16 protein-coding genes are annotated in these 15,742 nt (G+C 65.5%); 11 read left to right on the forward strand and 5 right to left on the reverse strand.

All coding sequences use genetic code 11. From position 1 onward, the window contains the following. The first annotated feature begins 57 nt into the window (after positions 1 to 57). The 8 genes from BMY06_RS30015 (at position 58) to BMY06_RS30045 (ending at position 8,090) form a co-directional block, all read left to right on the forward strand. Entirely contained in the window at positions 58 to 849 is a 792-nt protein-coding gene (locus tag BMY06_RS30015; RefSeq protein ID WP_065059181.1) for a GntR family transcriptional regulator, read from the forward strand. A gap of 134 nt (positions 850 to 983) precedes the next feature. Next, positions 984 to 2,609 (forward strand): gamma-glutamyltransferase family protein, encoded by a 1,626-nt coding sequence (locus tag BMY06_RS30020; protein ID WP_074986814.1) that lies wholly within the window; start codon positions 984 to 986, stop codon positions 2,607 to 2,609. 131 nt (positions 2,610 to 2,740) lie between these two features. Beyond that, positions 2,741 to 4,051: an oxalate/formate MFS antiporter gene (oxlT, locus tag BMY06_RS30025; RefSeq protein ID WP_074986815.1), complete on the forward strand. Its 1,311-nt coding sequence runs from the start codon at positions 2,741 to 2,743 to the stop codon at positions 4,049 to 4,051. Positions 4,052 to 4,146: 95 nt separating this feature from the next. Next, a complete protein-coding gene (locus tag BMY06_RS30030) occupies positions 4,147 to 5,436 on the forward strand; it encodes an NAD(P)/FAD-dependent oxidoreductase (RefSeq protein ID WP_074986816.1) in 1,290 nt (429 codons plus the stop codon). Between the two features lie 45 nt (positions 5,437 to 5,481). Next, on the forward strand, positions 5,482 to 6,042 hold the full coding sequence (locus BMY06_RS30035; protein ID WP_065059185.1) for a helix-turn-helix domain-containing protein: 561 nt from the start codon (positions 5,482 to 5,484) through the stop codon (positions 6,040 to 6,042). A gap of 160 nt (positions 6,043 to 6,202) precedes the next feature. Beyond that, positions 6,203 to 6,370: a hypothetical protein gene (locus BMY06_RS39735; protein WP_167371426.1), complete on the forward strand. Its 168-nt coding sequence runs from the start codon at positions 6,203 to 6,205 to the stop codon at positions 6,368 to 6,370. Continuing rightward, the gene (locus BMY06_RS30040) at positions 6,310 to 7,635 is read left to right on the forward strand and encodes a glutamine synthetase family protein (protein ID WP_074986879.1); all 1,326 of its coding nucleotides are present in this window, start codon (positions 6,310 to 6,312) and stop codon (positions 7,633 to 7,635) included. Before BMY06_RS39735 ends, BMY06_RS30040 begins: the two co-directional genes overlap by 61 nt. A 143-nt stretch (positions 7,636 to 7,778) precedes the next feature. Beyond that, positions 7,779 to 8,090, forward strand: a complete 312-nt coding sequence (locus tag BMY06_RS30045) for an HU family DNA-binding protein (RefSeq protein ID WP_161495561.1) — start codon at positions 7,779 to 7,781, stop codon at positions 8,088 to 8,090. 278 nt (positions 8,091 to 8,368) lie between these two features. Here BMY06_RS30045 and BMY06_RS30050 read toward each other — a convergent pair whose 3' ends face one another. Both BMY06_RS30050 and BMY06_RS30055 read right to left on the reverse strand, forming a co-directional pair. Further along, entirely contained in the window at positions 8,369 to 9,889 is a 1,521-nt protein-coding gene (locus BMY06_RS30050) for a sensor domain-containing diguanylate cyclase (RefSeq protein ID WP_080180415.1), read from the reverse strand. Between the two features lie 101 nt (positions 9,890 to 9,990). Beyond that, entirely contained in the window at positions 9,991 to 10,296 is a 306-nt protein-coding gene (locus BMY06_RS30055; RefSeq protein WP_065059188.1) for an NIPSNAP family protein, read from the reverse strand. A 199-nt stretch (positions 10,297 to 10,495) separates the two neighbouring features. Between BMY06_RS30055 and BMY06_RS30060 the strand changes: the two genes are divergently transcribed. Continuing rightward, entirely contained in the window at positions 10,496 to 11,002 is a 507-nt protein-coding gene (locus BMY06_RS30060; RefSeq protein ID WP_074986818.1) for a universal stress protein, read from the forward strand. Here BMY06_RS30060 and BMY06_RS30065 read toward each other — a convergent pair. Then, positions 10,999 to 11,430, reverse strand: a complete 432-nt coding sequence (locus tag BMY06_RS30065; protein WP_074986819.1) for a rhodanese-like domain-containing protein — start codon at positions 11,428 to 11,430, stop codon at positions 10,999 to 11,001. The genes BMY06_RS30060 and BMY06_RS30065 overlap by 4 nt on opposite strands. Before the next feature lie 99 nt (positions 11,431 to 11,529). Between BMY06_RS30065 and ftrA the strand changes: the two genes are divergently transcribed. Beyond that, positions 11,530 to 12,531: a transcriptional regulator FtrA gene (gene ftrA, locus BMY06_RS30070; protein WP_065059191.1), complete on the forward strand. Its 1,002-nt coding sequence runs from the start codon at positions 11,530 to 11,532 to the stop codon at positions 12,529 to 12,531. Between the two features lie 382 nt (positions 12,532 to 12,913). Then, complete coding sequence (locus tag BMY06_RS30075) at positions 12,914 to 14,278, forward strand: MFS transporter (protein ID WP_074986820.1); 1,365 nt, start codon at positions 12,914 to 12,916, stop codon at positions 14,276 to 14,278. A 72-nt stretch (positions 14,279 to 14,350) separates the two neighbouring features. Here BMY06_RS30075 and BMY06_RS30080 read toward each other — a convergent pair whose 3' ends face one another. Continuing rightward, entirely contained in the window at positions 14,351 to 14,731 is a 381-nt protein-coding gene (locus BMY06_RS30080) for a DUF427 domain-containing protein (protein ID WP_065059193.1), read from the reverse strand. 169 nt (positions 14,732 to 14,900) lie between these two features. Continuing rightward, positions 14,901 to 15,737, reverse strand: a complete 837-nt coding sequence (locus BMY06_RS30085) for a MetQ/NlpA family lipoprotein (RefSeq protein WP_065059194.1) — start codon at positions 15,735 to 15,737, stop codon at positions 14,901 to 14,903. Positions 15,738 to 15,742 lie beyond the last annotated feature (5 nt).

Genomic DNA, 15,742 nt, shown 5'->3' on the forward strand with positions numbered 1-15,742 from the left:
CGCGCGACGTCGCAATTGTTTTCTTCCGGGCAGGCGCGTTTGATAAGCTTTCCGACCATGCCCGACATCAAGCTGAACCTCTCGCTCCACGACAGCCCGCCGTCCGCGCCGATCGCAGCGGACGCCGCGCTGACGCGGGCGGACCGCGTCTATTACACGCTGCGCAACGAAATTTTCGATATGCACCTGCTGCCGGGCGACCGGCTCACCGAGGGCGCGATCGCTGAGCGTTTCGCGGTCTCGCGCACGCCCGCGCGCGAAGCGCTGCAGCGGCTGCAAAGCGACGGCTTGATGCAGGGTTACGTGCGCGGCGGCTGGGAAGTCGTGCCGATCGACAACAAGCGTTTCGACGATCTCTACGAAATGCGCCAGATGATCGAAACCTTCGCGGTGCGCAAGCTGTGCAGCGGCGAAGCGCCGCAAGCCGAACTGCATCTGCTGCTCGACGCGCTCGATCGCACGTGGAAAGTGGGGCGCGCCCAGCGTATCGCCGATGGTCACCGGCTCGTCGAACTCGACGAGGCGCTGCATCACGCGCTGGTCGCGGCGGCGGGCAACGACGAACTCACGGCGACGATGCAGCGCGTGACCGACCGCATCCGCGTGGTTCGGCGGCTCGATCTCGTGCACGGCGACGGCATCGCCGAAACCTACGACGAACACGCCGCGATCCTCGACGCCGTTCGTCGCGGCGACAGCGCGCTGAGCGTCGAACTCGTCTCGCGTCATATTGGCGGCAGTCAGGCGAGCGTCAACGGTCTCACGCTGCAACGCCTGCGCGCCGTGCGCACCGACACGGGGCGCGATGCCGTTGCGCACGCACCAGCGCGGCCTCGGCGCACCACCTGACGGCACGGCGCGGCCACCGGCGAAGCGCAGCGTAGGCAGGCTGAAAGCCTTATCCAATCGGCATTCTCAGGGTTTTTACCAAGGTCTGGCACGAATCTCGCATTAACGTTTTCGTTGTATACAAGGAAACGTCGATGCCTCTCGAACACACTGCTGCACCCATCCTGAATCCCACGCGCGGCTCGCGCGGCATGGCGGTCGCGCCGCACGCGCTCGCGTCGCAGAGCGCGCTCGCCGTCCTGCGCGAAGGCGGCAACGCGGTCGAGGCAATGATCGCCGCCGCCGCGACCATTGCCGTGGTGTATCCGCATATGAACAGCATCGGCGGGGACGGCTTCTGGCTGATCTCGCGTCCCGGTCACGCGCCCATCGGCATCGAGGCGTGCGGCGCGGCGGCGATGCGCGCGGACATCGCCACGTATCGCGCGTTCGGGCTGGACGCCGTGCCGGCGCGCGGCCCGCTCGCCGCGAATACGGTGGCGGGCACCGTGTCCGGCTGGGACTTCGCGCAGCGCCATTCGCAAGCCGCGCTCGGCGGTCGGCTGCCCGTCGCGCGCCTGCTCGAAGACGCGATTCACTACGCGAAACACGGCGCGCCGGTCACGCGCAGTCACGCCGATTGCGTCGCGCGCAAGGGCGTCGAACTGCAGCACGTGCCGGGCTTCGCGCAGACCTTCATGACCGATGGCCGCGCACCGCAGACCGGCGAGCGCTTCACGAACGCGCGGCTCGCGGCAACGCTGCAACAACTCGCCGACGCAGGTCTCGACGACTTCTATCGCGGCGATCTCGCGCGCAGCATCGCGCGCGATCTCTCGTCGCTGGAAACGCTCATCACGCTCGACGATCTCGAACGCCATCGTGCACGCGAACGCACGCCGCTCGCGCTCGACCACACGCTCGGCACGGTCTACAACATGCCGCCGCCGACGCAAGGCCTCGTGTCGTTGCTGATTCTGGGCGTGCTCGATCGCGTGCTGACCGACGGCATGGACCCGCTCGGCCCCGACTTCGTGCACGCCTGCGTGGAAGCGACCAAACTCGCATTCAAGGTGCGCGACGAGCATGTGACCGATCCCGACCATATGCGCATCGATCCGGACGCGCTGCTCGCGCCCGAGGCACTCGATGCGATGGCGCGCCAGGTGTCGATGTCGCGCGCGATGCCGTGGGGCAACGGCCGCGGGCCCGGCGACACGGTCTGGATGGGCGTCGTCGACAACGACGGCGTGGCCGTGAGCTTTATCCAGAGCATCTATCACGAGTTCGGCAGCGGCATCGTGCTGCCGGATTCGGGCATCAACTGGCAGAACCGCGGCTGCAGTTTCTCGCTCGATCCCACTTCGCTGAATCCGCTGATGCCGGGGCGTCGTCCGTTCCACACGCTCAATCCGGCGCTCGCGCAGTTCGCCGATGGCCGCACGATGGTCTACGGCAACATGGGCGGCGACGGCCAGCCGCAATCGCAAAGCGCGGTGTTCTCGCGTATCGCGCGTTACGGCTGGAATCCGCAGACCGCGATCGACGCGCCGCGCTGGCTGCTCGGGCGCACGTGGGGTCAATCGACCGATTCGCTGAAACTCGAAGCGCGTTTCCCGGCGGCCACCGTCGATGCCTTGCGCGCGCTCGGCCACGACGTCGAAGTGCTCGACGCTTACGACGAAGCGATGGGACATGCCGGTGCAATCATTCGGTATCCGAATGGATTGATGGAGGCGGGCAGCGATCCACGCAGCGACGGTTCGGCCGCGGGCTGGTAGCGCGAGTCATCGCATGACCTGACGCATGCACTGAGTTAACTCATCGACTGTTTTTTATATCCGGTTCGGCGTTGTGCCGAACCGGAGGGCGGCACTCGTCCTTTTTCATCCGCATTCAACGGGGAAAACACATGAATACACGCATTCAGACGCTCGGCGCGGAGACCACCGCAAGCACGCACGCCGTCGCGACGCACAATCGCTGGCTTCAGCTCGGCCTCGGCCTGCTGTGCATGATGGCCATTTCGAGTCCGCAATATGTGTGGACGCTGCTGACCAAACCGCTGTCCGCGAAACTCGGCGTGCCGCTGCCCGAACTGCAGGTCACGTTCTCGCTGCTCATCATCCTGCAGACCTTTTTCTCGCCGTTTCAGGGCAAGCTGATCGATCGCTTCGGCCCGCGTCTGCTGATCTCGCTCGGCACGGTGATGTCGGGGCTGAGCTGGGTGCTCGCCTCGCTGGTCACGAGCACGTCGATGCTCTACCTCACGTACGGCCTTGTGGGCGGGCTCGGCACGGGCATCGTTTATGTTGGCGTGGTCGGGCTGATGGTGCGCTGGTTCCCCGATCGACGCGGCTTCGCGGCGGGCGCCGTCGCGGCCGGTTACGGCATGGGCGCGATCGTCACGACGTTCCCGATCTCGGCTTCGCTCGCGACGCGCGGCCTCGACGCGACGCTGTGGATGTACGGCATCGCGTTTGCGGTCGTGGGCTTTCTGGCCTCGCAAGGTCTGCGCGTGCCGCGCGATGCTGCGCCGACACAGACGGCTTCGGCAGCAAACGTGAATGCGTCGGCAAGCGTGCCGAACCTGCGTCCGTCGCAGATGATGAAGTCGCCGCTGTTCTGGCTGATGTTCGCCATGATGACGATGATGTCGACCTCGGGCCTCATGGTCACCTCGCAGATGGCGACCTTCGCGGCGGACTTCGGCATCACGAAAGTGGTGGTGTTCGGCATGGCCGCGCTGCCGCTCGCGTTGACCATCGACCGCTTCACGAACGGCCTCACGCGACCGCTGTTCGGCTGGGTCTCCGATCGTTTTGGCCGCGAAAACACGATGTTTTTCGCCTTTGCGCTCGAAGGCGTCGCGATGGCGCTCTGGCTGCTGACGCGCGATAACGCCGTGCTGTTCGTGCTGCTCTCGGGCGTGGTGTTCTTCGGCTGGGGCGAGATCTTCTCGCTGTTCCCGTCCACGCTGACCGACACCTTCGGCACGCGTCACGCGACCGAGAACTACGGCTGGCTCTATATCTCGCAGGGCATCGGCTCGATTTTCGGCGGCCCGCTCGCGGCGCTGCTGCATTTGCACGCGGGCAGCTGGGTGCCGGTGTTCGCCTCGGCGATCACGCTCGACATCGTCACCGCCGTGCTCGCGCTGTTCGTGCTCAAGCCGATGCGCGCGCGCTTTCTGCAGCAGGGCGCGCAAACCGCAGCGAACTGATCGGCGACGCCCTTGGGCATCCCCGATTTGCATCCGTGAAATTGTCGTGCTAATTTTTCATGAAAATTGGCCGATAAAATTTCACGGATGCCTCGATGTTCGTCGAATCGACTCAACACGTTGACAGCTACTACGCCCGCACCTTGCCGGGCGCGTTGCCCGAGCGCCCCGCGCTGGAGGGCAATCACGACGTCGATGTGGCGATCATCGGCGCCGGGTTCAGCGGCCTGCACACGGCGCTGCGGCTCGCGCTGGCGGGCAAGCGCGTGGCGCTGGTGGAGGCGAGCCGGGTCGCGTGGGCCGCGTCCGGGCGCAACGGCGGCCAGGCGCTGCTCGGCTGGTCCTGCGACATGGGCCCGCTCGAACATTCGCTCGGCGTCGAACGCGCGCGCGAACTGTGGGACAGCATGCGCTGGGCCGCGCGTGAAGTGCGCGAGTTGCCCGCGCGTCACGGTTTCGACATCGACTATCGGCCGGGCAGTTTGTGGACCGCCGTGAAGCGCAGCCGCGTTGCGCTGCTCGAAGAAACACGCGACGAAGCGCAGCAGAAGTGGGGCTACGACGCGCTGCGCGTGATTCCCGAAGCGGAGATGCCCGAGTGGGTGGGCAGCCGCCGCTATCGCGCGGCGCTGTACGATCCCGAGGCGGGACATCTGAATCCGCTCAAGCTTGCGCTCGGTCTCGCGGCGGCCATCGAGCGCGCGGGCGGGCGCATTTTCGAGCTGACGCGCGTGCGCGAGTGGCGCGAAACGCCCGCCGGTTTCGTCGTCACGACGCCGAATGGCACGCTGCACGCCGGGACGCTCGTGCTCGCCTGCAATGCCTATATCGATCGCCTCGACCGCGATCTGGCGCGCCGCGTGCTGCCCGTCGGCACGTATCAGGTCGCCACGGCGCCGCTCGATCCGTCGCTGGCGCAGTCGCTGCTGCCGCGCAATAGCTGCGTGATCGACAACCAGTTCGTGCCCGACTACTTCCGCTTGAGTCCCGATCATCGCCTGCTGTTCGGGGGCGCGTGCACCTATCTCGGCGGCATCCCGAAAGACATTCGCGCGGCGATCCGCCCGAGCCTCCAACGCGCGTTTCCGCAGTTGCGCGGCGTGGCGCTCGACTATGCGTGGGGCGGCCATATCGATATCAGCATCCGGCGTACGCCCGATGTTGGCCACGCGCGCGGACGCTACTGGCTGCAAGGTTTTTCCGGCCACGGCGTATTGCCGACGCTGGCCGCCGCGCGCGCGGTGACCGACGCGATCCTCGGCGACACGCGCTTGCTCTCGCATTACGAGGCCATCCATAATCCGCGTTTCCCTGGCGGCGACGCGCTCGCTGCGCCGCTCGAGGCGCTCGGCAAGCTTTGGTATCGGCTGCGCGATGCCGTCTAGCGCCGCCGCCCGCGCTTCAATTCCGCCCGACCCGATGGAATGCACATGGACAAGCAGGAAGAAATCGAAGGTCTCGCGATCCTGATTCGCGATCTGCGCAAGCACAAGAAGGTGACGCTGTCCGACCTCGCACAGAAGATCGGGCGCTCGGTGGGCTTTCTCTCGCAGGTCGAGCGCGGTCTCTCGCGGCCCACGGTGGCCGATCTCACGGCGATCGGCGAAGCGCTGCAGACGCCCACCACGTACTTTTACAGCGTGAGCAAGCCGCGCGCGCTGCCGTGGGTGACGCGGCCCGGCGAGCGGCGCACGCTTTATTACGGCGGCGGCATTACCGACGTGCTGGTGTCGCCGACCATGTCGTCGGGCGGATTTTCGATGCTGGAGAGTCTGCTCGAACCGGGCGCGACGAGCGGCGAGCGTCCCGTCGACGACAGCGACGAGCAGGGCGGTTTCGTGCTCGAAGGCGAACTCACGATCTGGGTCGACGGCGAAAACGACGAAGTCACGCTGCGCGCCGGCGACAGCTTCCAGTTGCCCTCGCGCTGTCGTTTCAGCTACGCGAACCGCTCGGAACAGAACGCACGCGTGCTCTGGGTGTTTGCATAATTACGCCTGTTGCTGGCGGCGATAGCTGCCGTACGTCGCGTAGCGGCGTATTCATGGTTATTTGTACTCCGAATTAAATGTCGAACTAAAACCCGAAAAACATTGTCATTCTCGCGACACGAACAAGAGGAAATCGAAGTGACTGTCCATGAAACTGCGCATGAAACTGCGCATGAAACTGCGCATGAAACTGCGCATGAAACTGCGCATGAAACTGCGCATGAAACTGCGCATGAAACTGCGCATGAACCCGCCAACGCTGCCGATCTGCTGCGCGAAGTCCGCGCGTTTCGCGCCGCGCATCCCGACGTGCGGTACGTCGATCTGATCTGCCTCGATCTTCCCGGGCATTTCTACGGCAAACGCTATCCGATCGACATGCTCGAAAAGGTCGCCGCGGGCGCGCTGCTCAAACTGCCGCAAAACTGCATCCTGCTAGGCACGCAAGGCGGCGTGTATCCGATCGGCGATTATTGCTTTCGCGACGGCGATCCCGACGCGCCGCGCCGTCTCGTGCCCGGCACGCTCAAGCGTGTACGTTGGGAATCGCAGCCGCTCGCGCAGATGCTCATCACCTCTGACAGCACGGCGGCCCCCATCGGCTTCGAGCCGCGCGAAGTGCTCGCGCGCGTGCTCGAACGTTTCCGGCGGCGCGGACTCAGGCCGGTCGTCGCATTCGAGCTGGAGTTCTATCTGTTCGATGCGAAGCTCAGCGAGGGCCTGCCGCGTCACGCGCGCGATCCGCTCGGCGGCGACGAGGACGATCAACCGAACATGCATATCGAGCGCCTGTCGCGTTTCGCGCCGGTGCTGCACGAGATGGTCGACGCGGCGCGCGAGCAGGGCGTGGACGCGACGGTCATCACGGCGGAGCTCGGGCCGGGCCAGTTCGAGATCAACTTCGGCCATTGCGACGACGCCTTGCGTGCCGCCGACTGGTCGGCGCTCTTTTGCCGCAGCACGCGCGGCGTGGCCATGCAGCACGGTTATCGCGCGAGCTTCATGTCGAAGCCGTGGCTCGATGCGCCAGGCAGCGGCATGCACGTGCACGTGAGTCTCTACGACGACGCCGGCCGCAACGCACTCGCGGCGAACGGCCGGCGCGGGCTGCGTCACGCGGTGGCCGGCTGCCTCGCGCTGCTGCCGAATTGCATGCCGGTTTTTGCGCCGAACCATAACGCGTTTCGCCGTTACGGCGCGATGGTCAACGCGGCGAGCCGGGCGAGCTGGGGCTTCGAGGATCGCGATGCGTGTATCCGCATTCCGGAGTCGGACGAGGCGAATCTGCGTATCGAACACCGTCTCGCGGGCGCCGACGCGAACCCTTATCTGGTGCTCGCCGCCATTCTCGCGGGCATCGAATACGGCCTCGATGCGCAGCACGAACCCATTGCGCCGCTCAACGAAAACCGTGCGAGCGGCGTCGATTTTCCGGGCGACATGCTCTCGGCGGTGGCCGCGATGCGCTCGCATGCGGGCGTGCGGGAAGGGCTCGGCGAGGACTTCACGATGGTTTTTTGTGAAAATAAACGGCAAGACCATCTCGATTTCATGAACGCCATCCACGCACGCGAATATCGGTGGTTTTTGTGAAAATACGCGAAATAGTCATGAATTAGGCGGGAAAATCGCTCTGCACGATTCGTTCCAGCTCGCGGCAGAACGGTGTAAGCCCCGTGTGCCGGAGGTTTCGATATGCAACGCGATTTGCCTGTTTCGCCCTTGTGCGGTAGGGTATGCAGGTTTTCTCAACTCAACACAGGAAGCAGATGAACAAACAGGAACTCATTGACGCAGTCGCCGCAAGCACGGGCGAGACCAAGGCAGCCACGGGAGCCGCAATCGACGCGATCCTCGAAGTGGTCACCAAGGCGGTCACGTCGGGCGATTCCGTGCAGCTCGTCGGCTTCGGTTCGTTCTCGACCGGCCAACGTGCCGCTCGCGTCGGCCGTAACCCGGCCACGGGCGCGGAAATCCAGATCGCTGCGGCGAAGACGGTGAAGTTCACGGCTGGCAAGGCCTTCAAGGACGCCGTCAACGCGTCGTGATGTCGTCTGCCGCCGGCTGACCGCCGCTGATTGGCTCGCTGATTAGTCCGGTTAGCCGCGTCGTCGAACCAGGCGGGCGCGGGCGGCCACAGGTCGTCTGCCTCCGCCGCGTGGCACGCCTTCGGGCGGCAACGCATCTCAAGCCGGGAGCAGGGCGCGTCGCGCCTTGCTCCCGGTGTGCATTTCTGGCGCGGCTTTTTTCACGCCGCGCTGTTTTACGCTACGGTTTTTTACGCGGCGTTCTTTACGCGCCATTACGTGTGCCATTACGCGTGCAGTTATGCCTCGTTCTTGCCCGCCGAGGCGCGCACGCTCTCGTTCACCGCGCCGTTTCGGTGCAGTTCGTAGCGCTGGCGTTTGGCTTCGTACATCGCGGCGTCGGCTTCGCGCAGCATGCCCTCCACGCTTTCACCTTCCCCACAGCACGCCCAGCCGAGCGAAAAACTCAGACGCGGCCCGCCGTAGAACTGGTTATTCAGCTCGACGAGTTTCGTAATGCTGTCGGCGACGATTTCCGCATCGCGCGCGTCGGCGCCCGGCATCAGCACGGCGAATTCGTCGCCGCCGATCCGCGCCGCGTGATACGGCTTCTGGATCGCCTTCGCAAGCACTTCGCCCGCGCGGCGCAGCAGCGCGTCGCCGGCCGCGTGGCCGAGCTGGTCGTTGACGGTCTTCAGATTGTCCATGTCGACCACGATCGCGCTGACCGGGAACGGCCCCTTGCGTTGCAGCCGGTTCAATTCATCGACATAGAACGAGCGGTTCTTGAGCTTCGTGAGCACGTCGTGCTTGCCGAGGAATTCGAGGTAGGCCTCGGCTTTCTTGCGCGCGGTGATGTCGGTGAGCGCGAGCAGCACGAGATCCCACTTTTCCTCGTGGCCGGGAAACACCGAGAACTGCAGATGCACGTTCAGCTCGCTGCCGTCGAGCGCGTAATTCACGACTTCGCGCTGCTGAAACAGGCGGCCTTCCCAGAGATCGAGCAACTGCTCGCGAAAATGCGGACGCATTTCGTCGCGGAACACGTCGGGCAGGCGCGCGAGCAGCGTGGCCTTGTCGGGCGCGCGATACATGCCGAGCGTGTAGTGATTCACGTCGAGCACCTGAATCTCGCTCATGCACCGTTCGACGAACTCGGGATGCACGTCGGTGAACGTGCGGAAATCGACGATGCCCTGCATGCGCGCTTCTTCCAGCAATTCGCGGATCGCCGAGAAATTTTCAACCCACAGCGAAACCGGCGCGTGCTCGAAAATGCCCTGCGCGTAGAGCTGGCTCGCGGCCGCGCGCTGACGCGCATCTTCCAGCGCGGAGACATCTTCGATCGCCACCAGCACACGGCTCCAGTCGGCCTCATGGCCGGGCAGGATCACGCCGTTCAGCAGAATGTCCATGCGCCGGCCGCCGAGCGTGTAGTTCACGCTCTTGCTCTGGAAGCGCGGCTCGCCGGCCCACATCTGTTCGAGTTCGCCGACGTGGGCCTGAAACATGTCGTCGCGCAGCACGTCGGCGAGGCGCGCGGTGAGTTCCTCGTGGCTGCTCGCGCCATAAAGCTCGAGCGTGTGCCGATTCACCTTGAGCACGCGGATGCACGCCGAGCATTCGGCGACGCGGCGCGGATCTTCTTCGAGAAAGGCGCGAATATCGACGACACCCGCCGCCCGCCAGCGCTCGAACAGCGCACGCAACTGGCTATAGTCTTCGAGCCACAACGAGGTGGGCGTGACGTCGAAGAAGTCGAGCAGGTCGACGCCCATATTGGCAAAGCTGGCGGCGGTGGCCGGAGTGCCTTGTTGCATAGCGGTGCGGTGTGGTGGCGAGGTTGGGAGCGCGCCCGGTCCTGCGCGCGGCGGCTGGGTGCGAGGGTCGTTGTGTTGCGAGGCGCGCGATATCCGGCATCCTACCCGAATACGGGCCGCATGAAACTGCGTTCATAACTCACGATGCAACGGTTTTCGTGGGCATAGGCGAAGGCCGCCTGGCAGTCGGGATCGGTCGCCGAACGCTCGCGGTAGGTTTCGTAAGCCGCGAGACTCGGGAAGGAAAACAGCGCGAGCGCGATGTTGTTCGCACCTTCGGACGGCAGAAAGTAGCCGTGATGCTGGCCGCCGAAGCGCTCGACGAGAGGAATCCACATTCTGGCGTAAGTCTCGAATTCGGCCAGGCGGTAAGGGTCGATGACGTAACGCAGGGTGCAGGTGATCACGGCGGCGGTCCTTGTGCGAATGCGGAGGGCTCACCGTGAAAGCTATCGGCGCGCGCCTCCTGTGACGGATGCGCACGATTGTAGCGATCCGGAACGCGCGCCGGATATCTGTTTGATACCTGTCAACGCACGCTTCTCCTCGGCCTCTAAAGTCAAAAAGTGTAAAGACAACGGCCGCGACACGAGAGGAGGGTACGCGATGTATGAAAGGATTCTGGTCGCCTACGACGGCAGCGCGATGTCGCGCGCCGCGCTCGCCCATGCGATCCGGCTCGCCGATATCTGCGGGGCGGAACTGCGCGTGGTGCACGTACTCGACGCCGTGTCGCCGTTCGGGATGGGCGCGGGCTATGTGCCCGCCGATCTGCTGGACGCCATGCGCGGCGACGCGCGGCGCTTGCTGAGGGAAGCCTACGAACAGGCGCGGGTGGCGGGCGTGGCCTGCGAGACGGAGCTGATCCAGCTCGCGAACCTGAACGACGACATTGCGGGCGGCGTCGCGCGCGAGGCCGCGGCTTGCGGCGCGCGGCTCGTCGTCATCGGCACGCATGGACGGCGGGGTATGCGTCGTGCATTGCTCGGCAGCGTGGCCGAGCGTGTCGCGCGTCAGGCGCCGTGTCCGGTGCTATTGGTGCGCGCCGACGATGCCGCCGCCGCCGCGCAAACCGGCGGCGCCGCCGAGGAATCGACGGAAGCCGGCGGCTAGGCTTGTTCGAGGTCGAAGCCTTCGTCGAGCCAACCGGTGATGCCGCCGATCATCAGCTTCACCGGGCGGCCGAGTTTTGCGAGCCGGATCGCGCCGCGCGTCGCGCCATTGCAGTGCGGCCCCGCGCAATACGTCACGAACAGCGTGTCGAGCGCATACGCTTCGAGCTTCGACGCGACGATCTTGCCGTGCGGCAGGTTGATCGCGCCCGGCACGTGACCCTGCGCGTAGAGCGCGGGGCTGCGTACGTCGAGCAGTACGAAATCGGGCTGGCGGCTGCGATCGGCGAGCGCCGCATGCACGTCCCAGCAATCGGTTTCGAACGCCAGCGAGGCGCTGAAATGCGTCAGCGCGTCCGCGCTCGCGGCGGCGGGAATCTCGCTGACGAGAGAGGAAGGCTGCGAAGAAAGCTGCGTCTGAACGGTCATGGTTGCGCTCCGTATTCGAGTGTCGATGTGAGGCATTGTCGCGTGCGCAGCGACTTCGCCGACAGTGGCGCGATCGTCATTTTCCGGTAACATCGCGCCATGTCTCGCACCGCTCCTCATCTCGTCGTCGCGCTGGCTTACGACCGTCTCTGCACCTTTGAATTTGGCTGCGTGACGGAGCTGTTCGCGCTCGAACGGCCCGAACTCGACGTCGCGTGGTATCGCTTCGCCGTGTGCGCGGCCGAGCGCGGGCCGCTGCGCGCGGCGGGCGGCGTGACCGTGTCGGCGCCTTATACGCTGGCCATGCTCGATCGCGCGCAGACCATCGTGATTCCGGGCTGGCGCGATGCCGACGAGCGTCCGCCCGAGGCGCTGCTGCGCAAGCTGCGCGCCGCCCATGCGCGCGGCGCGCGTTTGTGTTCGATCTGCTCGGGCGTGTTCGTGCTGGCGGCGGCGGGCGTGCTCGACGGCAAGCGCGTCACCACGCACTGGCGTTATGCGGAGGCGTTGCAGCAGCGCTATCCGCAACTTCAGGTGGAAGCCGATGCGCTCTATATCGACGAAGGGCAGGTGCTGACGTCGGCCGGATCGGCGGCGGGCATCGACATGTTGCTGCATCTCGTGCGCCGCGATCATGGCGGCGAAGTGGCCAATCGCGTGGCGCAGCGGCTCGTCGTGCCGCCGCATCGCGAAGGCGGGCAGGCGCAGTTCGTTCCGCGTCCGATGCCGCGCGATGAAAGCAGTCCGCTTGCGCGGCTGATGGATTGGGTGCGCGCGAATCCGCGCCTCGAACATAGCGTCGCGTCGCTGGCCGCGCGCGCGGCGATGAGCCCGCGCACGCTGCAACGGCAATTTCTCGACGCCACCGGCATGGGCCCGTACGAATGGGTCGTGCGCGAGCGGGTGAGCGTCGCGCGCGATCTGCTGGAGGCGCGCCCGACATTGAGCATGGAGCGCGTCGCGGAACTCGCGGGGTTCGGCTCGGAAGAGTCGTTGCGACGGCATTTCCGGCGCATCGCGCTCACCACTCCGGCGGCATATCGCGAGCAATTTGCGCGTGGCGCGCGCCGCACGGGGTTGTCGCGTCGTCAGGCTCGCTAATCGGTATTTTCCGGCGATCTGGCCGTGGCGCGCGTAGGCGCAGGCTGCCCGAATCGTCCTTCTCTTTTGCCCGGTCGGGCTGTCCCTCCGCCTCACGCAGACACGTCCTTGCGCGCCGGCGCCTGCATCGCCCGCCCGTGGCGATTCGCTACGCATGGCGGCCGACACACCGCATTCATCCGATAAATAATGTTTGTATTTGGCGAATTGATTTGCTATTGACAAATAAAATGCGCCACTCCTATGATGGCCGCACAGTCGCCACACCGGGCCGCGCACGTTAAGCGCGGTCAGTGCGGTTGCTGTGTGCGTACGGCGCGTCAGACGCAGGCTACCGAAGACCCGCCGCGCGGGATTCGCCACAATGTCTGGAGACAGGCCCATGCCTCAATCGATCATCTCGGACCGCGTGTCCGAGCGTCCGCTCGCGCCAGCCGCCCATGCTTCGGGCGCCGGGAGCGTCAGCGACGACCTGCTGTTCCGCAAGGTCGCGTGGCGCGTCATTCCGTTTCTGTTCGTCTGCTATGTCGTGTCGTTTCTCGACCGCATCAACATCGGCTTTGCGCAGTTGCAGATGAAGCACGATCTCGGTTTCAGCGACGCCATGTACGGACTCGGCGCGGCGATCTTCTACATCGGCTATGTGCTGTGCGAAGTGCCGAGCAACATGCTGCTCGCCCGTTTCGGCGCGCGCCGCACGTTCATGCGCATCATGCTGCTGTGGGGGATCGCGTCGACCTGCATGATGTTCGTGCACACGCCCACGCATTTCTACGCGCTGCGTTTCCTGCTCGGCGTGTTCGAAGCCGGCTTTTTTCCGGGCATCGTGCTTTACCTGACCTACTGGTTCCCGCCGCGGCGGCGCGCAGCGGTGTTCTCGATCTTCTTCGCGGGCGTGGCGGTGGCGGGCGTGCTGGGCGGCCTCGTGTCGGGCTGGATCATGCGCGACATGGGCGGCGTCATGGGACTCGAAGGCTGGCGCTGGATGTTCGCGATCGAAGGACTGCCCGCCGTGCTGCTCGGTCTGATGGCGGCGTTCTGGCTCGTCGACGGCCCCGAACAGGCGCGCTGGCTCAGCGACGTTGAAAAGGCTCAACTGCTTGCGCAGCGCGAGGGCGCATCGTCGGCACATTCCGCACATTCAGCGCACGCTTCGCGTTCGTTCGGGGCGGCGCTGCGCAATCCGCGCGTCTACCTGTTCGCGTTCATCTATTTTTCGCTGACCTGCGCGTCGCTCACGCTGAACTTCTGGATGCCGCTGATGATCCGCGATTTCGGCGTGCACGACGTGCTCGCGATCAGTCTCTACACGGTGATTCCGAACGCGGTCGGCGCGGTGGGCCTGATGCTGATCGCGCGTCGCTCGGACCGGCGCGGCGAGCGGCGCTGGCACTTCGCGGCGTGCACGGTGGGCGGCGGCGTCGCGCTTTCGCTGCTCACGCTGCATCTGGCGAGCTTCGCGGCGATGATGGCGATTCTCTCGATGGCCGCCGTGCTGATTTTCGCTGCGCTGCCGATCTTCTGGGCCGTGCCGCCTGCGTATCTCTCCGGCAAGGCCGCGGCGGCGGGCATCGCGCTGATCAGCAGTATCGGCATTACGAGCGGCATCGTGAGTCCGTGGGCGATCGGTCTCATCAAGACGCATACCGGCAGCATGGACAATGCGCTCTACATACTGGCCGCGCTGCTCGTGGCGAGCGGCGCGGCGTTGCTGATCGGCGTACCGGCGCCGGACAGGGCGCGTTGAACGGCGCGATCGCTCGCGGATTCGCGTATCGGCGGGTATGAAGAAATCGCGCCCGCGTTTGGCGCGGCGCGCTCAGAGGTCGAGCTGCTTGATCGCGTCCACGCGATCCGGATAAAACGCCAGATGGTTCTGGATCTCCGCGACGGCCGTATGCGGATGCTCGTAGGTCCAGACCGCGTTGGCCGAATGCTCGCCGCCCGGCACGATCGAGTAGTACGCGCAGTCGCCCTTATAGGGGCAGTAGGTGGTGTGGTCGGTGCGCGTGAGCAGCGACATGTCCGCGTCTTCGCGCGGCACGTAGATCACGGGCGGGTAGTTCGCCTCGCGCAGTTCGAGCGCGCGGCGCGTGTCGGCGACAACATGGCCCGCGACCTTCACGACCACGTGCTTCGCCAGCAGCTCGATCGTGATCGGATGGTCCGGGCCGGGAATCTTGACGGATCTGGTTTGCATGACGCGGCTCCTCGCAGTCGGCATTGGGCGCACGGCCGTGGCGATTGCCGCGTGTGGCGCTCGCTCCAGTGTAGGGCGAAGTCGAAATGGCCGCTTGCGGCACGCCGCACTGCGAGTTCGGGCGGCAGGACGCCGCCCGGTCATGACAAACGGATGACGGCCGTGCGTCTTACTGCTGCGGTGCGCCGTTCCACGCGGGCAGCGTCACGCCGTGATAGACGGCGAGAATCTTCGCCGCCACGTTCGGCTGCTGGTAGCTGGCCACGAGCGTCTTCACCCACGGCGCGTTCGCATCTTTCTCGTTGACGGCGATGAAGTTGCGATACGGGCTGCCATCGACCTTTTCCTGCGCGATGCGTTCTTGCGGAATGCGGATGCCGGCCTTGATCGCCCAGTCGGTATTGACCACGGCGGCGTCGAGGTCGCCAATCGCGCGCCCGACGATGCCCGCATCGAGTTCCTTGATCTTGATTTGCTTCGGATTGCTGGCGATATCGCGCGCCGTCGGCAGCAGGCCGACATCGCTACGCAGCTTGATGAGACCCTGACCCTGCAACAGCAGCAGCGCGCGGCCTTCGTTGCTCGGATCGTTCGGCACGCCGATGGTCGCGCCCTGCGGCAGCGCCCCGACCGACGGATATTTGCGCGAGTAGAGCCCGATCGGCTGCACGTAGGTGAAGCCCACCGGCACGATGGTGTAGTGACGCGCGGCCACCTGCGCATCGAGATAGGGCTTGTGCTGGAACGAATTGGCGTCGAGATCGTGCTCGGACAGCGCTTCGTTGGGCTGGGTGTAGTCGGAGAACGTCGTCACCTTGATGTCGAGGCCGTGCTGGGCGGCGTTCGCGGCCACCACGCGCCAGACGTCTTCGTCCTCGCCGGACATGATGCCCACGCGCAGCGTCTGCGCCGCCTGCGCCGTCGAGGCGAGCGGCCCGAACAGACCGGCGACGAGCGTCAGCGAGGCGAGTCCCGCGGCGATCAGGGTTCGTTTGTTCTTGTTCATATGCG

The sequence above is a fragment of the Paraburkholderia tropica genome (assembly GCF_900109265.1).
Taxonomy (GTDB): domain Bacteria; phylum Pseudomonadota; class Gammaproteobacteria; order Burkholderiales; family Burkholderiaceae; genus Paraburkholderia; species Paraburkholderia tropica.